At 69.5% G+C, this 18,578-nt stretch carries 15 protein-coding genes; 13 read left to right on the top strand and 2 right to left on the bottom strand.

The genetic code is table 11. From position 1 onward, the window contains the following. The first annotated feature begins 318 nt into the window (after positions 1 to 318). From OG870_RS18305 to OG870_RS18295, 3 genes are read left to right on the top strand one after another with little or no spacing between them, the layout of a single operon-like run. Positions 319 to 1,167, top strand: coding sequence for a hypothetical protein (locus tag OG870_RS18305; protein ID WP_327691149.1), 849 nt, complete (start codon positions 319 to 321; stop codon positions 1,165 to 1,167). Beyond that, on the top strand, positions 1,167 to 3,374 hold the full coding sequence (locus tag OG870_RS18300; RefSeq protein ID WP_266515352.1) for a glycosyltransferase: 2,208 nt from the start codon (positions 1,167 to 1,169) through the stop codon (positions 3,372 to 3,374). The genes OG870_RS18305 and OG870_RS18300 overlap by 1 nt, the downstream gene beginning before the upstream one ends. Further along, the gene (locus OG870_RS18295; RefSeq protein WP_327691148.1) at positions 3,371 to 4,666 is read left to right on the top strand and encodes an acyltransferase family protein; all 1,296 of its coding nucleotides are present in this window, start codon (positions 3,371 to 3,373) and stop codon (positions 4,664 to 4,666) included. The genes OG870_RS18300 and OG870_RS18295 overlap by 4 nt, the downstream gene beginning before the upstream one ends. Before the next feature lie 285 nt (positions 4,667 to 4,951). Here OG870_RS18295 and OG870_RS18290 read toward each other — a convergent pair whose 3' ends face one another. Next, positions 4,952 to 5,359, bottom strand: a complete 408-nt coding sequence (locus tag OG870_RS18290; RefSeq protein WP_266584131.1) for a RidA family protein — start codon at positions 5,357 to 5,359, stop codon at positions 4,952 to 4,954. A gap of 142 nt (positions 5,360 to 5,501) precedes the next feature. Here OG870_RS18290 and OG870_RS18285 point away from each other — a divergent pair, with 142 nt between their 5' ends. From OG870_RS18285 to OG870_RS18270, 4 genes are all read left to right on the top strand, one after another. After that, positions 5,502 to 5,882: a winged helix-turn-helix transcriptional regulator gene (locus OG870_RS18285; protein WP_266584133.1), complete on the top strand. Its 381-nt coding sequence runs from the start codon at positions 5,502 to 5,504 to the stop codon at positions 5,880 to 5,882. Between the two features lie 560 nt (positions 5,883 to 6,442). After that, positions 6,443 to 7,405 (top strand): hypothetical protein, encoded by a 963-nt coding sequence (locus OG870_RS18280; RefSeq protein WP_266584135.1) that lies wholly within the window; start codon positions 6,443 to 6,445, stop codon positions 7,403 to 7,405. Positions 7,406 to 7,686: 281 nt separating this feature from the next. After that, the gene (locus OG870_RS18275) at positions 7,687 to 9,066 is read left to right on the top strand and encodes a nitrate/nitrite transporter (protein ID WP_266515334.1); all 1,380 of its coding nucleotides are present in this window, start codon (positions 7,687 to 7,689) and stop codon (positions 9,064 to 9,066) included. Between the two features lie 124 nt (positions 9,067 to 9,190). Then, positions 9,191 to 10,351, top strand: coding sequence for a uroporphyrinogen-III synthase (locus OG870_RS18270; RefSeq protein ID WP_266584137.1), 1,161 nt, complete (start codon positions 9,191 to 9,193; stop codon positions 10,349 to 10,351). A 210-nt stretch (positions 10,352 to 10,561) separates the two neighbouring features. On the opposite strand, the gene OG870_RS18265 is transcribed toward OG870_RS18270, so the two are convergent. Then, positions 10,562 to 11,119 carry an anthrone oxygenase family protein gene (locus OG870_RS18265; RefSeq protein WP_327691147.1) on the bottom strand — a complete coding sequence of 186 codons (558 nt, stop codon included), beginning with the start codon at positions 11,117 to 11,119 and terminating at the stop codon, positions 10,562 to 10,564. A gap of 175 nt (positions 11,120 to 11,294) precedes the next feature. On the opposite strand from OG870_RS18265, the gene OG870_RS18260 reads away from it, so the two are divergent. The 6 genes from OG870_RS18260 (at position 11,295) to OG870_RS18235 (ending at position 18,335) form a co-directional block, all read left to right on the top strand. After that, positions 11,295 to 11,894 (top strand): CGNR zinc finger domain-containing protein, encoded by a 600-nt coding sequence (locus OG870_RS18260; protein WP_266515325.1) that lies wholly within the window; start codon positions 11,295 to 11,297, stop codon positions 11,892 to 11,894. 317 nt (positions 11,895 to 12,211) lie between these two features. After that, positions 12,212 to 12,733 carry a sigma-70 family RNA polymerase sigma factor gene (locus OG870_RS18255; RefSeq protein ID WP_010039908.1) on the top strand — a complete coding sequence of 174 codons (522 nt, stop codon included), beginning with the start codon at positions 12,212 to 12,214 and terminating at the stop codon, positions 12,731 to 12,733. Continuing rightward, positions 12,733 to 13,554, top strand: coding sequence for an anti-sigma factor family protein (locus OG870_RS18250; protein ID WP_405624466.1), 822 nt, complete (start codon positions 12,733 to 12,735; stop codon positions 13,552 to 13,554). The genes OG870_RS18255 and OG870_RS18250 overlap by 1 nt, the downstream gene beginning before the upstream one ends. Before the next feature lie 69 nt (positions 13,555 to 13,623). Next, positions 13,624 to 15,996, top strand: coding sequence for a HelD family protein (locus OG870_RS18245; RefSeq protein WP_266584141.1), 2,373 nt, complete (start codon positions 13,624 to 13,626; stop codon positions 15,994 to 15,996). Between the two features lie 300 nt (positions 15,997 to 16,296). Continuing rightward, positions 16,297 to 17,709 (top strand): NAD-dependent malic enzyme, encoded by a 1,413-nt coding sequence (locus OG870_RS18240; protein WP_266515317.1) that lies wholly within the window; start codon positions 16,297 to 16,299, stop codon positions 17,707 to 17,709. Positions 17,710 to 18,053: 344 nt separating this feature from the next. Further along, on the top strand, positions 18,054 to 18,335 hold the full coding sequence (locus tag OG870_RS18235; RefSeq protein ID WP_007382399.1) for an HU family DNA-binding protein: 282 nt from the start codon (positions 18,054 to 18,056) through the stop codon (positions 18,333 to 18,335). The last annotated feature ends 243 nt before the right edge of the window (positions 18,336 to 18,578 follow it).

Below are 18,578 nucleotides of genomic sequence, written 5' to 3'. Positions count from 1 at the left end.
ACGCTGCGCACACAGAACCTCCCCGTACGCTACATTCGGGGCCCGAGCACGTTGTGGTAAGGGGGGCGCTCGAATCCGGTGGGGGCCGGGTTCGGCCGACTTGTGCTCGTGTCGTACGCGCACCCAGAACTGTCCCGTGGGGGGATGTGCGTGCACGTGAAAAAGTGGCGGGAAGACGCCCAACCGGAATGGCCCGAAGCGGCATCAGAGGCCCAGGTCGTTCCAACAACGGGGGAAACCAGAAGGAGCGGCATCACCCAGTCGTTTCCGGACACGGCGAGAACCGGAGTCCCTCGTGGGGGCTCCGCGGACCTCGACGTGACCGACGTACTGAGCGGGGGCTCCAAACGCCTTGCCGAACACGGCCGGGCCGCCGGCCTGCGCGATCCGTGGGAGGCGTCGGGCGAGATCGCCCAGTCCCACGATCCGCACGAGGTGACCGTCCAGCTCGACTCCGTCTGCCTGCAGCAGGACCAGCGACTGCGCAAGGCCGAGGGGGAGACCGGCGGTGGCCCCGACAGCTCCGACGCGCCGGTCTTCGTCGACGAGTCGGGCCGCCGCAGCCGGCGCTTCCGCCGCCTGGGCATAGCCGTCGGCATAGCCTGCGCGGTCTACGCCGTCGTCATCGTCGTCACGCTGCTGTCCGGGAGCTCCGACGCGCCCTGGCTGCCCGTGCCGGGCCAGCAGGACGACAAGCCGGCCGGTCAGGTCGAGCCGACCTCACGGCCCGCGGACTCGGCCCAGCCCTCCGGCACCGGCACCGGCATCGGTGCCGTCGTGCCGGGTTCGACGCCGACGGCCGGTGACGGTACGACGCCGTCGCCGGGCGCGAGCGGCACGGCTCACGGCAAGTCCACCGGCCCCGCCGGTCCGGGTGCGTCCGCCGACCCCGGCCCGACACCGTCCAAGTCCGCGACGAAGCCCGGGCCCGGTGTGGTCGACCCGGTCCCTTCGACCTCGGTGAACCCGCCGACGTCCAGCTCACCGGCCCCGAGCCCCAGCGTGAGTTCCGTCGCGCCGTCGCCGTCCCCGGGCGGCACGGGCGGTACCGGCACCGGCTCCGGCAGTGGCCCGGTCGCCGACGGTCCCAGCAGCCCTTCGCCCGTCACCGAGGAGCCGGGCACGCCCGCCGCCTCGTCCGCACCGTCCCCGGAGCCCACCCTCTGATGGCATCCCGCACCCGCCGTCACGGGCCCGCGACCTCGCTCCCAGCTCGTGACGGCTCTCCGCGTCGCCGCCTGCCCATGCGCCTGCTGCTGCCCATGCTCGTCCTCGTCGCCATGATGGCGATGCTGATGCTGCGCGGGTACGTGCACAGCGAGATCCTCGCCGACCATCGCATCCAGCCCGAGGCCGCCACCGACAAGGTCCCGGAGAAGATCCTGGACGGCGGCCCCGTCATCGACACCCGCAGCGGCCGCACCACCAGCCTGAAGGTGCCCGACCACCGCCTGGTCCTCACCTTCGACGACGGCCCGGACCCGACCTGGACCCCCAAGGTCCTGGACGTGCTCAAGAGGCACCACGCGCACGCGGTCTTCTTCGTCACCGGCACCATGACCTCGCGCTACCCGGACCTGGTCAGGCGCATGGTCGCCGAGGGCCACGAGGTCGGCGTGCACACCTTCAACCACCCCGACCTCTCCTTCCAGTCCCACAAGCGCATCGACTGGGAGCTGTCGCAGACCCAGCTGGCGATCTCGGGGGCCGCGGGCATCCGCACCTCCCTGTTCCGGCCGCCGTACTCCTCCTTCGCCGACGCCATGGACGACGAGTCCTGGCCGGTCACCCAGTACATCGGCACCCGCGGCTACATCACCGTCGTCAACAACACGGACAGCGAGGACTGGCAGAAGCCCGGCGTCGACCGGATCATCCGCAACGCCACCCCGCACGGCGGCAAGGGCGCGATCGTCCTGATGCACGACTCGGGCGGCGACCGGCACCAGACGGTGCAGGCGCTGGACAGGTTCCTGCCCATGCTGCAGAAGCAGGGCTACGCGTTCGACAACCTCACCGAGGCCCTCGACGCACCGAGCGCACACACCGAGGTCACGGGCGTCGGCCTGTGGAAGGGCAGGGCGTGGATCTTCCTCGTCCAGGCCTCGGACGACATCACCGGCGTGATGGTCGTCGCCCTCGCGATCATCGGCGGCCTGGTCATCGGCCGTTTCGTGCTCATGCTCCTGCTGTCGGGGGCCCATGCGCGCAGGGTGCGGCGCCGGGGCTTCAGCTGGGGCCTGCCGGTCACCGAACCGGTATCGGTGCTGGTGCCCGCGTACAACGAGGCCAAGTGCATCGAGAACACCGTCCGTTCACTGATGGCGAGCGAGCACCCCATCGAGGTGATCGTCATCGACGACGGTTCGAGCGACGGCACGGCGCGGATCGTCGAGGAGCTCGGCCTGCCGAACGTCCGCGTCGTCCGCCAGCTGAACGCGGGCAAGCCGGCCGCCCTCAACCGAGGCCTGGCGAACTCCCGTTACGACATCATCGTGATGATGGACGGCGACACCGTCTTCGAACCGGCGACGGTACGGGAACTGGTGCAGCCTTTCGGCGACCGGCGCGTGGGAGCCGTCGCCGGCAACGCGAAGGTCGGCAACCGGGACTCGATGATCGGCGCCTGGCAGCACATCGAGTACGTGATGGGCTTCAACCTCGACCGCCGTATGTACGACATCATGCGCTGCATGCCGACGATCCCGGGGGCCGTCGGGGCCTTCCGGCGCTCGGCGCTGGAGCGGGTGGGCGGCATGAGCGACGACACGCTCGCCGAGGACACCGACATCACCATGGCCATGCACCGCGACGGCTGGCGGGTCGTCTACGCCGAGAAGGCGCGGGCCTGGACGGAGGCGCCCGAGACGGTCCAACAACTGTGGTCGCAGCGCTACCGCTGGTCGTACGGCACCATGCAGGCGATCTGGAAACACCGCCGCGCCCTCGTGGAGAAGGGCCCCTCGGGCCGCTTCGGCCGCGTCGGCCTGCCCCTGGTATCCCTGTTCATGGTGGTGGCCCCGCTGCTGGCCCCCCTGATCGACGTCTTCCTCCTCTACGGAGTCGTCTTCGGCCCGACGCAGAGGACGATCGTGGCCTGGTTCGGCGTCCTGGCGGTGCAGGTGGTCTGCGCGGCCTACGCCTTCCGCCTGGACCGCGAACGCATGACCCACCTCATCTCGCTGCCGCTGCAGCAGATCCTCTACCGCCAACTCATGTACGTCGTGCTGCTCCAGTCCTGGATCACGGCGCTCACCGGCGGCCGCCTGCGCTGGCAGAAGCTGCGGCGCACGGGTGTCGTGGAGGCACCCGGCGGGCCGGTACCCAGCCAGCGGCCCCGTGCCGCCAGCAGTGATCGGAGGCCCGTGGCATGACCCACGGATACACGACCGGGACCGGTGCCGGGACCCCGGAGTCGACGCCGTCGTACGGCATCCCGCGGCAAGGTCCGGTGGCCGGCCCTGAGGTGTCGACCCCGACCCCGACCCCGACACCGGCATCCGCGTCCTCGCCCGCGCCGAAGAAACCGGGCCGCGACCGCTACCTGGACCTGCTGCGCGCGATCGCCCTGGTCCGCGTCGTGGTCTACCACCTGTTCGGCTGGGCCTGGCTGTCGGTCCTCTTCCCCTCCATGGGCGTGATGTTCGCGCTGGCGGGCTCCCTGATGGCGCGCTCGCTGAGCCGCCCGGCGATGAGCGTGATCCGCGGCCGGATCCGCCGTCTGCTGCCACCGCTGTGGGCGTTCAGCGCGGTGGTGCTGGTCATGATGTTCGTGGCCGGCTGGAACCCGGCGAAGGACCCGGACAACGGCGGCACCTGGGGCATCGTCGAAATCATCAACTACGTCATCCCGATCGGCGCCCCGCCCTACCCCTGGCACCTCGGCAACGAGGGAGGCCTGCTGGACTCCACCTGGGCCGACCAGGCGGCCGGGCCGCTGTGGTACCTGCGGGCGTATCTGTGGTTCGTGGTCGCGTCCCCGCTGCTGCTGTGGGCGTTCCGGCGCCTGCCGTGGGCGACGCTGCTGGCCCCGCTGGGCCTGACGGCGATCGTCGGCACGGGCCTGGTGACCATCCCGGGCGAGACCGGCAACGCGATCACCGACTTCGCGGTCTACGGCGGCTGCTGGGTCCTGGGCTTCGCGCACCACGAGGGCATGCTCCAGCGGGTCCCGCGCTATGTCGCCGTCTCCTGCTCGGCGTTGCTGATGGCGTTCGGCCTGTGGTGGGCCTCGGGCCACCTCGGCCCCGACGGCTGGGACCTCAACGACATCCCGCTGGCACAGGCGGCCTGGTCCTTCGGCTTCGTGGTGATCCTGCTCCAGTACTCGCCGTCGTGGCAGGAACTGCCGGGCCGCCTCGCCCGGTGGGACAAGCTGGTGACCCTGGCCAACAACAGGGCCGTCACCATCTACCTCTGGCACAACCTGCTGATCATGGCGACGGTCCCGATCATCGACCAGGCGTACAGCCTCCCCTTCATGGAGAGCGACCGCGCGTCGGCGGCACTGGACTCGACTTACACGCTCTGGATGTTCGTCCTCGTCTGGCCCCTGATCGGCCTCGCGATCCTCACCTTCGGCTGGATCGAGGACCTGGCGGCGAAACGGAGCCCACGCCTTTGGCCCAACGGGGCGAAGCGGGGGAGGGGGCGGCGGAAGGGCTGATCGGATCCACGCGGAGGGGCGGGGCCGACACCGAACCGCGTACGGGAGGAAGGCCGTCCGGACGGAGAGCACCGACGGCCAGGTGAGGGCCGTCGGTGCTCTTCGAGTCGCGGACGGGGAGTCCTTCCCGAAGTGCCGTCCTGGAAGGCGGCGGACCGGATGACCTTGACGTCCAGCTCCTTGCCGAAGACGAATGGGAAGGCGCGGCCGTCGAGCGTCAGGTCAGGCTTCGGCAGCCAAGGTCGCGATCGTCGCCGACGCGTGGGCCGCAGAAAGGGCATCTGTTCAGTCGAGGATTGCGGTGGCTTCGATCTCGACCAGATGGTCGGGGACGTCCAGGGCCGCAACACCCAGCAGCGTGGCCGGCGGGACCGGGGTGATGCCCAGCTTTGCGGACGCCCGGGAGATGCCCTCCAGGAGCGGGGGCATCTTGTCGGGGGTCCAGTCGACGACGTAGAAGGTCAGTTTCGCCACGTCGTCGAAGGAGCCGCCAGCCTCGGCCAGAGCAGTGCCGATGTTGAGGTAGCACTGCTCGACCTGCGCGGCGAGGTCGCCTTCGCCGACCGTGATCCCCTCGGCATCCCAGGCGACCTGGCCGGCGATGAAGACCAGCTTCGACCCCGTTGCGATCGACACCTGCCGGTAGACATCGATCTTGGGCAATCCACTCGGGTTTACCAGGTTGATGGCCATGCTGCCTGCCTCCTTGTCCTGAGCGCCTGTGGTCTCGTGTCCGCCCAACCAAGGCACCTTCGGTCTCTTGTGGTTACTCAGGAACCATAGGAGAGTGGACGCTGACATGGAAGAACGCACTTTCCAGTGACTGGGGAACCCGATGGTGACCAAACAGATCAAGGGCCCATCCGAGGAAGCAGACCTCAGGCGCGCGGACTCACTGGCGCGAGAGATCTTTTCCGACGTTGCCAACAAGTGGGCGTTCCTGATCATCGAGACTCTCGGTGAACGCACCCTGCGCTTCAGCGAACTGCGGAACGAGATCGAGGGCATCAGCCACAAGATGCTCACCCAGAACCTGCGCATGCTGGAGCGCAACGGCCTGGTCGAGAGAAACGTGCACCCCACCGTCCCACCGCGTGTCGAATACACCCTCACCGAGCCGGGCCAGGGCCTACGCGCAACCGTCGACGGAATGTGCGACTGGACGGACCGCTACTTCGGGCACATCGAGGCCGCCCGCCACCGCTTCGACACCTGACACCTGACACCTGATCACGATCTACAGCTGGAGTAATAGACAACAAGTATGGCCACTTATGGGTGGTCAGGAATTTCCAGAGTGCCCCACCAGCAACTTTCCTGGTGGTTGCCTGGCTACGGCGCGGACTCCTGGAATGGGGTGGTCCGGCTCGATGTGGCGATGAGCTGGTATGGGGTTCGAAGGTGTGCAGGACCTGTTCGACCAATGCGGCAGGCTGCGTGCGGCACTCGGAAACGGTATTCCGATATCCCCACTTGATTGGGTGCGCGTATTGAAGGGTCCCTCCGGTCGTTTGACGGCAACGGTGACGGCAACGTCAGCGGGCGCCGGGTGGGTCGTTGGGTTCGTCGTCGGTTAGGCCGAGGGCGTCGCCCAGGGCGTCGATGGCCTTGCGTTGCGAGGTCGACGCCCTGTTCCAGGATGGCGCGGTCGGTGACGGCGTCCACGACGGTCAAACCCCGGTCAAGCACCCCGCCCTCGATCCACTGCCCCCGCAACCCCATGACACACTGCCCCAGTTGCGTAAGTGAACAGAGTGGCGCGGGGGAGCAGGAGCGATGAGTAAGCGGCAGGTTCGGAACATGCTGCGGTTGATGGCCGGTGGGGAGCCCGTCGAGCTCACCAGTCCGATGGCTTCTGTGAAGAAGCTGTCCCGACTCGCCTTCGTCGCCCAGCAGTTCGGGTACGAGTACATGGACGCGCGGCACACCGGCTCGCGCAACAACGCGCTGAAGATGCTGATCGTGCCCGACCCGAACCCGCAGGCCAGGGCGCGGGCCGCGCAGAACTGGGCGCAGTATCCGAACGCGCACGACGGGGTCTCGCTGCCGCCCCTCGTCCCCGACGCCCTCGAACTCCTCAAGGCCCGCATCCAGTTCGACCTCACCGGCAAGAACGCCGAGAAGCGTATGGGGTACGCGGCGCTGGGCATCACCGTCGCCTGTGGGATCGCCGGGTACCGGGCGGGCGGTGAGGCCCTCGACTTCGTCGTGGCGGGCATCGTCTGGCTGATCTTCATGGCGATCTTCGGCATCGGTCTGCTCGTGACCCGCAAGCGCAACGCCAAGTTCGCACGCCGGCTGCAGGCCGCCGGATTCATGCCGATGACGGACGAGACGGGGCGGGTGCGCTATCTGCCGCCGGGGCTGCAGATGCCGGGCCAGGCGAACCCCTTCGCGGGCGGACCGTACGGTGCCGGCCAGCCGCCGATGGGTGCGCCGGGCGCTCCCGCCACCCCGGCCCACGCTCCATACGGACAGCCGGGACAGCCGGGACAGCCGGGACAGCACGTCCCGGGGCCGTATGCCGCCCAGCCCCAGTACCAGCCACAGCCCCAGCCCTACGGCTACCCGCAGCAGCCCCCGGCCTCCGGCCCGTACGCCGCGCCCCAGCAGCCCCCCGCCCCCGGCCCCTACGCCGCCCCCCAGCAGCCGTACCCCCCACAGCAACCGCCCCAGCCGTACCCCCCGCAGCGGCCCTACCCCCAGCAGAACCCCAACTGGCAGTCCCCGCAGCGCTGAACTTCCCCTGCCCCCTGCTCCCCGGTCACTGACCACCGTGCTCGGCGGGCCGCCCGGGCAGGCGCTGGTGGGTCGGCTCACACGGAGCCGTACGCAGCCGGAGAGCTGTTCGTAACGTACCGACGCGGTACCTCTCATCCCGCCCCCGGGCCGGGTGAGAGCAAAGTTCCTTCGCGGTCACCCGGCGCCACAGACCGGAAACGCCGCCTCCCTACCTTCGGGACTCATCACCGGTCATCTGCCCCAAGCACGACCGAGCCCCGGAGCACCGTGGAGGCGTCATGACAGCCCCTAGCACAGCCCCCGCATCGAGCAGGGGAGGTCGCTGGATCCAGCAGTGGGATCCTGAGGACGAGACCTTCTGGAACGAGACCGGAGAGAAGATCGCCAAGCGCAATCTCTTCTTCTCCGTCCTCTCCGAGCACATCGGCTTCTCGATCTGGACCCTGTGGTCCGTGCTTGTGCTCTTCATGGGCCCGGAGTACGGGCTGACCCCGGCCGACAAGTTCATGCTGACCTCGATGGTCACGCTGGTCGGCGCCGTCGTCCGCGTCCCCTACACCTTCGCCGTCGCCGTCTTCGGTGGGCGGAACTGGACGATCGTCTCGGCCGGCCTGCTGCTCATCCCGACGATCGCCGCGTTCACGGTGATGAAGCCGGGCACGTCCTTCGACACCTTCCTGCTGATCGGGCTGCTCGCCGGCATCGGCGGCGGCAACTTCGCCTCCTCCATGACCAACATCAACGCCTTCTTCCCGCTGAGGAAGAAGGGGTGGGCGCTCGGCCTCAACGCCGGCGGCGGCAACATCGGCGTCGCCGCGATCCAGCTCGTGGCCCTCGCCGTCATCGGCGCGAGCGGCGGTCCGCGCGTGCTGCTCGGGATCTACATCCCGCTGATCGTCGTCGCAGCGGTCCTCGCCGCCCTGTTCATGGACAACCTGGAACACGTCAAGAACGACACCGGTGCCGCCAAGGACGCCGCCAGGGACGGCCACACCTGGATCATGTCCTTCCTCTACATCGGGACGTTCGGGTCGTTCATCGGTTACAGCTTCGCCTTCGGGCAGGTGCTGACGAACCAGTTCGGCCGGACGCCGCTGCAGGCCACGTACCTCACCTTCATCGGCCCGCTGCTCGGTTCGCTGATCCGCCCCGTGGGCGGCTGGCTCGCCGACAAGTACGGCGGCGCGAAGATCACCCTCTACAACTACGTCGCCATGGCCGCAGCCACCGCCGTCCTGGTCGTGGCCAGCATGCAGAAGTCGCTGCCCCTGTTCGTCACCGTCTTCGTCGTGCTGTTCTCGCTGGCCGGCCTCGGCAACGGGTCCACGTACAAGATGATCCCCGGCATCTTCCAGACCAAGGCCCTGGCCAAGGGGCTGGAGGGCGAGGAGGCCGCGGCCTACGGCCGACGTCTCTCCGGTGCCTCCATGGGGCTGATCGGCGCGGTCGGCGCGCTCGGTGGCGTGGGCATCAACCTCGCCTTCCGGCAGTCCTTCCTCTCCTACGGCTCCGGGACCGGCGCCTTCGTCGCCTTCCTCGTCTTCTACGCCGCCTGTTTCGCGGTGACCTGGGCCGTATACCTTCGCCGCCCGGCCGCCGTCTCCCAGGCCACGACTGCCGCAGAGACGAAGCCGCAGCTCAGCTACGCCGAGGTGTGACGTAACACCGGCGACATCAAGCCGAACCGAGCCTGTCACGGACCGTTGACAGGCTCGTTCGGCATGTGGGTACCGCCGTACCTCATGTACGACGACTCGATCGAGCTCGGGACGAGAGCCAGCCATGTACGACGAACAGCAGCGACCGGACACCGGTCAACACGGGCCCCTCGCCGGATTCACCGTGGGCGTCACCGCCGCGCGCCGGGCCGAAGAACTGGGCGCGCTGCTGCAGCGACGGGGAGCCGCCGTCCTGCACGCACCCGCCCTGCGCATCGTGCCGCTCTCCGACGACAGCGAACTGCTGGCGGCGACGAAGGATCTGCTCGACCAGGCGCCGGACGTCGTGGTCGCGACCACGGCCATCGGCTTCAGGGGATGGATCGAGGCCGCCGAGGGGTGGGGGCTCGGGGAGCCCCTGCTCGAACGGCTGCGGGCCGCGGAGCTGCTCGCGCGCGGACCCAAGGTCAAGGGCGCGGTACGGGCCGCCGGGCTGACGGAGGACTGGTCGCCGTCGAGCGAGTCCATGGCCGAGGTGCTGGACCGGCTGCTGGAGGAGGGGGTCGACGGGCGCCGTATCGCCGTACAGCTGCACGGCGAGCCACTGCCCGGGTTCGTGGAGTCGCTGCGGGCCGCGGGCGGGGAGGTCGTCGGGGTGCCGGTGTACCGGTGGATGCCGCCGGAGGACATCGCGCCGCTCGACCGGCTGCTGGACGCGGCCGTCTCCCGGGGCCTCGACGCGGTCACCTTCACCAGCGCGCCCGCCGCCGTGTCCCTGCTGGACCGGGCGGAGAAGCGCCGTCTGCTGCCCGAGCTGCTCGCCGCCCTCCACCACGACGTGCTGCCGGTCTGCGTCGGACCGGTCACCGCGCTGCCGCTGCAGGCCCACGGCGTCGACACGGTCCAGCCCGAGCGCTTCCGGCTCGGCCCCCTCGTCCAGCTGCTCTGCCAGGAACTGCCGAGCCGGGCGCGCACCCTGCCCGTCGCCGGGCACCGGGTGGAGATCCGCGGCCACGCGGTCCTGGTCGACGACGACCTGAGGCCCGTACCGCCCGCAGGGATGTCGCTGCTGCGTGCGCTGGCCCGGCGGCCGGGATGGGTGGTGGCCCGCGCGGAGCTGCTGCGGGCCCTGCCGGGTGCCGGCCGCGACGAGCATGCGGTGGAGACCGCGATGGCCCGGCTGCGTACGGCACTCGGCGCGCCGAAGCTGATCCAGACTGTGGTGAAGCGGGGGTACCGGCTGGCGCTGGATCCGGCGGCGGACGCGAAGTACTCGGACGCGTAAGGCTGTTCTCGGGGCTTCGGGGCTTCGGGGCTTCGGGGCTTCGGGGCTTCGGGGCTTCGGGGCTTCGGGGCCGTGCGGTGACGTTGCCGTTGCCGGGGCCGCGTTCTCCGGGACGGGCGCCTCGGCCTGAACGGCCTCGCCCTCACACGCCGGGCGGCCTCACGCGCCTGACGTCCTCATACGCCTGACGTCCTCATACGCCGGACGGGCTCACACACCGTACGGGCTGTGTTCGCGTGACCCGCGCCGAAGCGCTCCGTACAGCACCAGCGCCCGCGCCAGGCACCCCAGGGCCACCGTCGACAGCACCGCGCGCACCACGTTCCAGGCCACCCACGGGTCCTCGAAGTGCTCCCGGGCCGCCGTCGGATCGGTCATGCTCGCCAGGTCGTTGTTGAGCGGGATGTTGATGACGACCGTGGTCAGGAAGCCGAGGGCGTACGCCGCGAGGCCCGCCCACACCCACCAGCGGTACGGCTGCCCGCGCAGCTGCCACGAGGAGACGCCCGTCAGCAGCAGTGCGCCGGCGAAGCTGAGGAAGAACACCGGGTTCTGGATGACGTCGTCGATGTTGCGCATGACCTCGACGTAGACCCGGTCGTCGCTGCGGGCCAGGGCCGGCATCACACAGCAGGCGAAGATGTAGTAGACCCCGGCGATCAGGCCCATCGCGACCGTGGCCGCACCCAGTACGTATCCCGGGCTCCTGGTGTTCTGCCTTCTCCCGGTGCTCTGCCCGCTCTGCCTGTTCTGCTTGTTCTGCGTCATGCCCTCAAGTCAACGGGCGGCGCGGCGGCCGGGACATCGCCGAGACGCGCACCCGCATAAGCGCTCGTCCACCAGCCGCCGGTACGAGGGGTTCCGGCCGCGCGAACGGGCAGGCACTGTATGAGGGATCGGTTCCTCAGCCCTCAGGTTTCCCGAGCCAGGCGGTGACAGGCACATGGCACTGGGTACGGTCACGGTCGCGTACGAGCTGCGATTCGACGCCGGTCGGATCTGTCTCGACCTCCTCGCCACCACCCACCCCGTGGAGCGGTTCGACTCCGTGGGGGTGCTGTGCGCCTGGGTCACCGGGGCGGGGCTGGTCCCGGCGACGACCTCGCTGGCCCACGCCGACCCGTCCTGGCTGGTCGCCTTCCGTGAACTGCGCGGACAGATAGGACAGTTGGTGCGCGGTGGACTGACGCCGACCGTGCCCCGGCCGTCTTACGACCTCGCGCTCGGCCGCGTCAACGAGCTGGCCCGCGTCTCGCCGCCCGCGCCACGGGCCGTACGGGGCGAGGACGGCTCGCTCGTCCGCGAGTTGGAGGGAGTGCCCCAGTGCGCGGCGCTGCTGGGGGCGATCGCCCGGGACGCCGTGGAACTGCTCACGGACCCCGTCGCGCGGGCCGGTCTGCGGCAGTGCGAAGGGGACAACTGCCCGATCGTCTACGTCGATTCATCGCGGGGGCGCAGGAGGCGCTGGTGCTCCAGTGAGGTCTGTGGGAACCGCGAAAGGGTGGCCCGGCACCGTCGGCGGGCGGCCCTCGCCCGCGCCTGACGCCCGTTATGCTCCTTATGTGAATCGATCGTCGAAGTGATTTCGATTACACATCGTTTACCCCACGCGTGACACGGGCAGCTGTTGCGATCTTGCCAGTGTGTCGGAAATGTAAAGATCGCACGGGGGGAATGTGCACCCATGTCCCCCTCGTCACGTCACGCAGAAGAAAACTGTCATCCCACTTTGAACATGACGCGCACCACATCCGTACCTGTGCACGAGCGACCGAACGGGGGAACCCCCGGACATCGGAGGTGGGCGTGCGCAAGGATTCCGTCGTGGCCAATGAACGTGGATCGAGGGCCCGACATCGCATGTCCCAGCCCTCGGAACCAGATGAGGAGCTGATGCGTGCCCTCTATCGCGAGCACGCCGGACCTCTCCTTGCGTACGTACTCCGGCTGGTCGCCGGAGATCGGCAGCGTGCCGAGGACGTGGTTCAGGAGACGCTAATCCGTGCCTGGAAGAACGCCGGTCAGCTCAATCGGGCGACCGGATCGGTACGCCCCTGGCTGGTGACGGTTGCGCGCCGCATCGTCATCGACGGCCACCGCAGCCGGCAGGCCCGGCCGCAGGAGGTCGATCCGTCGCCGCTGGAGGTCATCCCCGCGGAGGACGAGATCGACAAGGCGCTGTGGCTGATGACGCTGTCCGATGCGCTCGACGACCTGACCCCTGCCCACCGGGAGGTACTCGTCGAAACGTACTTCAAGGGGCGTACCGTCAACGAGGCGGCCGAGACGCTGGGCATTCCCAGTGGCACGGTGCGGTCCCGGGTGTTCTACGCCCTGCGGTCGATGAAGCTGGCACTGGAGGAGCGGGGGGTGACGGCGTGATGAGTGTTTACGGGGGAAACCAAGGATTCGGTACAGGTGGTTCGGGTATGTCTGGCTCCATGATGGGATCTCCGGGCCCGAGCGAGCACGAAACGGTCGGTGCCTACGCCCTCGGGATCCTCGACGATGCCGAGGCAACCGCTTTCGAGGCACACCTCGCCACCTGCGAATGGTGCGCCCAGCAGCTCGACGAGCTGGCCGGGATGGAACCGATGATGGCCGCGCTCGCGGACCTGCCCGGAACCGGTTCACCCGCGATCGGGGAATCCCTGTCGGCACGGCCCAGCCCGCGGCTCGCGGAGCGGCTGGTCGACGAGGTCTCCGAACGCCGGGCACAGAAGCGGCGCAAGGGCTTCTACCTGGTCGCGGCCGCGGCGGCACTGATCATCGGCGGTCCGCTGACCGTCATGGCCGTCAACGGCGGCAGCGACTCCGGAAAGACCGCCACCCCGCTCGCGGCCGGCGCCAAGGCGGCCTTCAGCACCCTCTCCGACAAGGTGACGGCGACGGACCCGTCCACCAAGGTCAAGGCGACCGTGGCGATGCAGGAGAAGGAGTGGGGCACCTGGGGTGTCGTCGAGCTCAGCAACGTCAAGGGCCCGTTGAAGTGCTCGCTCATCGCCGTCGGCAAGAACGGCGAGCGCGAGACGATGTCCTCCTGGTCGGTCCCGAAGTGGGGCTACGGCATCGCGAACGCCAAGTCCGAGGAGGCCAAGGAGCCTCTCTACGCCCAGGGCGGCGCGGCTCTGCAGCCCAATGACATCGACCACTTCGAGGTCATGACCTTCGACGGCAAGAAGCTCGTGGAGATCGACGCGTAGCGTACGTAGCTTTGCCGGGTCCCTTTCGCGTACGGTTGACGGCTGCCGAGCACGTCAGAAGGGGGCCCGGTGGCCGCACAGGCTCAACAGGAAACCGCGCTCGACCCGGATCACGACTCAAGTCGCGACCAGGAGATCAGCGTCGAACAGGAACACCTGGACCGGGTGTACCGGCGCCTCGAGGAGAAGATCCACGAGGCGGAGTTCCTCATGCACGACGCCGCCAAGCGAGGCCACGTCGGAACGCCCGGCGCGCTCGCCGAGCGGGACGCACAGGTCTTCCGGGCGGGGGTCCATCTCAACCGGCTCAACAACGAGTTCGAGGACTTCCTGTTCGGACGGATCGATCTGCTGCCCGGCAAGGACGGCAAGAAGGGGCCGGACGGCGCCTACACCGCCATAGAGCCCGCCGACGGAGCGGTCCGGGACGACAACACCGCCGACATCGCCGAGACCCTGCACATCGGCCGCATCGGCGTACTGGACTCCGAGTACGCCCCCCTCGTCATCGACTGGCGGGCCCCCGCGGCCGCCCCGTTCTACCGCTCCACCCCCGTCGACCCCGGCCGGGTCGTGCGCCGGCGCGTCATCCGCTCCAAGGGCCGCAGGGTCCTCGGTGTCGAGGACGACCTGATGCGCCCCGAGCTCAAGGCATTCCTCGACGGCCGCCAGCTGCCCGTCATCGGCGACGGCGCCCTGATGGCCGCCCTCGGCCAGGCCCGCAGCCACACCATGCGGGACATCGTCGCCTCCATCCAGGCCGAGCAGGACATGGTCATCCGCGCCCCCGCCGCCTCGGTGACCTACGTCGAGGGCGGCCCGGGCACGGGCAAGACGGCCGTGGCGCTCCACCGTGCCGCCTACCTCCTCTACCAGGACCGGCGCCGGTACGCGGGCGGCATCCTCATCGTTTCCCCGACCCCGCTGCTCGTCGCCTACACCGAGGGCGTCCTGCCCTCCCTCGGCGAGGAGGGCCAGGTCGCCATCCGCGCGATCGGCTCACTCGCCGTGGACGCGGTCGGCGCCGAGGCGACCCTGTACGACTCCCCGGCCATCGCCCGCGCCAAGGGCTCGTACCGCATGCTCAAGGTCCTGCGGAAGGCGGCGCGGGGGGCGCTGGAGCTCGGGTCGGCCGCCCCCGCCTCCGGTCAGCTCGCCCTCGGCGACGACACCGACGCCGCCACCCCTGCCGCCCAGCCCACCCGCCTGCGTGTCGTCGCCTTCGGCCGGCGTCTGGAGCTTCAGGCACCGGAGCTGGACCGCGTGCGAAGAGCCGTCCTCGGCGGCACCGCGCCCGTCAACCTGCTGCGCCCCCGCGCCCGCAAGCTCCTCCTCGACGCCCTGTGGGCACAGTCCGGCGCGGCCGGCCGGCACACCGACCCGGAGCTGGCCGCCGAGCTGCGCTCCTCCTTCGACGAGGACATCTGCGACGAGGACAGCTTCATCACGTTCCTCGACGCCTGGTGGCCGGAGCTGACCCCCGGGGCCGTCCTGGCCGCCATGTCCGACGAACGGCGCCTGGGCCGCTGGGCCCGCCGCATCCTCAACCCCGGCGAGGTCCGCCGGGTCGCCCGCTCGCTGCGCCGAGACGGCCACTCCGTGCACGACATCGCCATGCTCGACGAACTCCAGTCGATCCTCGGCAGTCCGGTCCGCCCGAAGAAGAAGCGCGAGCTGGACCCGCTCGACCAGCTGACCGGCCTGGACGAACTGATGCCGGTGCGCGAGGAGTCGCAGCGCGAGCGGGCCGAACGGCTCGCTCAGGAGCGCACCGAGTACGCCCACGTCATCGTCGACGAGGCCCAGGACCTCACGCCCATGCAGTGGCGCATGGTCGGCCGCCGCGGCCGGCACGCCACCTGGACGGTCGTCGGCGACCCGGCCCAGTCCTCCTGGTCCGACCCCGACGAGGCGGCCGAGGCTCGCGACGAGGCCCTCGGCACCCGCCCCCGCCGCCGCTTCCAGCTCACCGTCAACTACCGCAACCCGGCCGAGATCGCCGAACTGGCGGCCAAGGTGCTGGCCCTCGCGATGCCCGGTTCGAAGTCCCCGTCGGCGGTACGCTCCACCGGCGTCGAACCCCGCTTCAGCGTCGTACGGGACTCCCTCCCACAGACCGTCCGCGCGGAGGCCGCCCGCCTCCTGGACCGCGTCGACGGCACCGTCGGCGTCGTCGTCGCCATGCAGCGCCGCGAAGAGGCGGCCCGCTGGCTCGCCGGACTCGGCGAGAGGGTGGTGGCCCTCGGCAGCCTGGAGGCGAAGGGCCTGGAGTACGACGCGACGGTCGTGGTCTCGCCCGCGGAGATCGCCGACGAGTCCCCGGCGGGCCTGCGCGTGCTGTACGTGGCCCTCACCCGGGCCACCCAGCAGCTGACGATCGTCTCGGCGGACCGGGACGAACCGGACCCGAACGGAGTTCCAGACCTGCTCCGGGACGAGTAACCGGATGAACTCTCGGTACGGGAATGGCCTTACGGGATCTGTTTGTTAGCCTGGGTGTGGCACCGGCTCGATCCAAGCCCCCGGGCCCAACCTTCGTCGCTACGAGCGACCACTTGCCGCGAGGCGAGCATGGCGGGTCGGTGCCACTTGACCTGCAAGTCCCGCGTCACATCGTGACGCGGGACTTTTTTTGCCGTGAACAAAACGTTCGCAATCCAGAGTGACTAACGCTTACCCGACGGTAGGTGCGACCATCGGACGGCATACCCAGCGTCACGGTGAAAGCGGAGGAAGTCGGACATGGCAACGGCGCCCAGCGTCTCCTACTCGATTACGGTCCGGTTGGAGGTGCCCGCGAGCGGAACCGCGGTCTCCCAGATCACCACGGCCGTAGAGTCCCACGGAGGCTCGGTGACCGGCCTCGACGTGACCGCCTCCGGTCACGAGAAGCTCCGTATCGACGTCACCATCGCGGCCAGCTCCACCGCCCACGCGGACGAGATCGTCCAGCAGTTGCGCGGCATCGAGGGCGTCACCCTCGGCAAGGTCTCCGACCGTACGTTCCTGATGCACCTCGGCGGCAAGATCGAGATGCAGTCCAAGCACCCCATCCGCAACCGTGACGACCTCTCCATGGTCTACACGCCGGGTGTGGCCCGCGTCTGCATGGCGATCGCCGAGAACCCCGAGGACGCCCGCCGCCTCACCATCAAGCGCAACACCGTCGCAGTCGTGACGGACGGCTCGGCCGTGCTTGGCCTCGGCAACATCGGCCCGATGGCCGCCATGCCGGTCATGGAGGGCAAGGCGGCCCTCTTCAAGCGCTTCGCCGACATCGACGCCTGGCCGCTGTGCCTCGACACCCAGGACACCGACGAGATCGTCGCGATCGTCAAGGCGATCGCCCCGGGCTTCGCCGGTATCAACCTTGAGGACATCTCCGCGCCCCGCTGCTTCGAGATCGAGGCGCGCCTGCGCGAGGCCCTCGACATCCCCGTCTTCCACGACGACCAGCACGGCACCGCGATCGTCGTCCTCGCCGCCCTGACGAACGCACTGCGCGTCACCGGCAAGGCGATCGAGAACATCCGGGTCGTCATGTCCGGCGCCGGCGCGGCCGGTACGGCCATCCTCAAGCTGCTGCTCGCGGCGGGCCTCAAGAACGCCGTCGTCGCCGACATCCACGGCGTCGTGCACATCGGCCGCGAGGACCTGCGCGAGGCCGCCGTGGACTCGCCGCTGCGCTGGATCGCCGACAACACCAACCCCGAGGGCCTGACCGGCACGCTGAAGGAAGCCGTTCGCGGAGCGGACGTCTTCATCGGCGTCTCCGCCCCGAACGTGCTGGACGGCAACGATGTGGCCGCCATGGCCGAGGGTGCCATCGTGTTCGCGCTCGCGAACCCCGACCCCGAGGTGGACCCGGCAATCGCCCGGCAGACGGCGGCGGTTGTGGCCACCGGCCGCTCCGACTTCCCGAACCAGATCAACAACGTGCTGGTGTTCCCGGGTGTGTTCCGGGGCCTGCTGGACGCCCAGTCCCGCACGGTCAACACCGAGATGATGCTGGCCGCCGCCACCGCCCTCGCGGACGTGGTGACCGAGGACGAGCTGAACCCGAACTACATCATCCCGAGCGTGTTCAACGACAAGGTCGCGGGCGCTGTCGCCGGTGCGGTGCGGGAAGCGGCCAAGGCGGCGGCAGCGTCGTAGGGCTGGGGCGGGGCATGTGCCAAGGCTGTGAGGATCGCCACGGCAAGGCCTTGCATCGGCGCGTCGTGGAACCCGGCCCTCCTGGTCGACGTTTATCGTGTCGGCCAGGCTCAGACCCTCTTTTCGTGTGACTCCCAAGGGTGTTCTCACGACTCCTGCGGGTGCCGGATTGGCTTTCGCGCCGCAGGTGGGGGCAGGATGCGTCCCGGGGCGCGAGGGCTCTGGCCACGGACCCGGGTCCGGGGCCTCACCGAGGACCCTGGCAGCATCGGCTTCACCGTGCCCGATATGCGGCTCCGCCGCGTGGCACGCCTCAACGGCAAGAAGAACACGGGAGTAACGACATGAACCGCAGTGAGCTGGTGGCCGCGCTGGCCGACCGCGCCGAGGTGACCCGCAAGGACGCCGACGCCGTTCTGGCTGCCTTCGCCGAGACCGTCGGCGAGATCGTCGCGAAGGGCGACGAGAAGGTCACCATCCCCGGCTTCCTGACCTTCGAGCGCACCCACCGTGCCGCTCGCACCGCGCGCAACCCGCAGACCGGCGACCCGATCCAGATCCCGGCCGGCTACAGCGTCAAGGTCTCCGCGGGCAGCAAGCTCAAGGAAGCCGCCAAGGGCAAGTGACCCTGCCGTCTGCACCTCACGGGACGGTGCAGGCCACGTAGGCAAAGCGATGGGGCGGCACCTGGACTTCCAGGTGCCGCCCCATCGTTGTCGCGCCTACCGATGGCCTCAAACGCCGGCCGGGCTGGATTTGGCTGGAGTTACCCGAGAGCCTTGCCGGGCAGCTCGACCTTCGCCCCGAGTTCCACGAGCTTCTCCATGCTGTGTCTATCCGGGGGCTGACCCCCGGACCCCCAGCCGGAA

Source organism: Streptomyces sp. NBC_00461, from assembly GCF_036013935.1.
GTDB lineage: Bacteria > Actinomycetota > Actinomycetes > Streptomycetales > Streptomycetaceae > Streptomyces.
Note: the sequence above shows the minus strand (reverse complement) of the source record. Positions and strands in the feature narration are given on the sequence as shown.

What these genes read in the sequence shown, in the direction of transcription:
- OG870_RS18300 (WP_266515352.1), top strand. Translation starts at nt 1,167, where the DNA reads ATGGCATCCCGCACCCGCCGTCACGGGCCCGCGACCTCGCTCCCAGCT.
- OG870_RS18295 (WP_327691148.1), top strand. Translation starts at nt 3,371, where the DNA reads ATGACCCACGGATACACGACCGGGACCGGTGCCGGGACCCCGGAGTCG.
- OG870_RS18290 (WP_266584131.1), bottom strand. Translation starts at nt 5,359, where the DNA reads ATGGCCATCAACCTGGTAAACCCGAGTGGATTGCCCAAGATCGATGTC.
- OG870_RS18285 (WP_266584133.1), top strand. Translation starts at nt 5,502, where the DNA reads ATGGTGACCAAACAGATCAAGGGCCCATCCGAGGAAGCAGACCTCAGG.
- OG870_RS18280 (WP_266584135.1), top strand. Translation starts at nt 6,443, where the DNA reads ATGAGTAAGCGGCAGGTTCGGAACATGCTGCGGTTGATGGCCGGTGGG.
- OG870_RS18275 (WP_266515334.1), top strand. Translation starts at nt 7,687, where the DNA reads ATGACAGCCCCTAGCACAGCCCCCGCATCGAGCAGGGGAGGTCGCTGG.
- OG870_RS18270 (WP_266584137.1), top strand. Translation starts at nt 9,191, where the DNA reads ATGTACGACGAACAGCAGCGACCGGACACCGGTCAACACGGGCCCCTC.
- OG870_RS18265 (WP_327691147.1), bottom strand. Translation starts at nt 11,119, where the DNA reads ATGACGCAGAACAAGCAGAACAGGCAGAGCGGGCAGAGCACCGGGAGA.
- OG870_RS18260 (WP_266515325.1), top strand. Translation starts at nt 11,295, where the DNA reads ATGGCACTGGGTACGGTCACGGTCGCGTACGAGCTGCGATTCGACGCC.
- OG870_RS18255 (WP_010039908.1), top strand. Translation starts at nt 12,212, where the DNA reads ATGTCCCAGCCCTCGGAACCAGATGAGGAGCTGATGCGTGCCCTCTAT.
- OG870_RS18250 (WP_405624466.1), top strand. Translation starts at nt 12,733, where the DNA reads ATGAGTGTTTACGGGGGAAACCAAGGATTCGGTACAGGTGGTTCGGGT.
- OG870_RS18240 (WP_266515317.1), top strand. Translation starts at nt 16,297, where the DNA reads ATGGCAACGGCGCCCAGCGTCTCCTACTCGATTACGGTCCGGTTGGAG.
- OG870_RS18235 (WP_007382399.1), top strand. Translation starts at nt 18,054, where the DNA reads ATGAACCGCAGTGAGCTGGTGGCCGCGCTGGCCGACCGCGCCGAGGTG.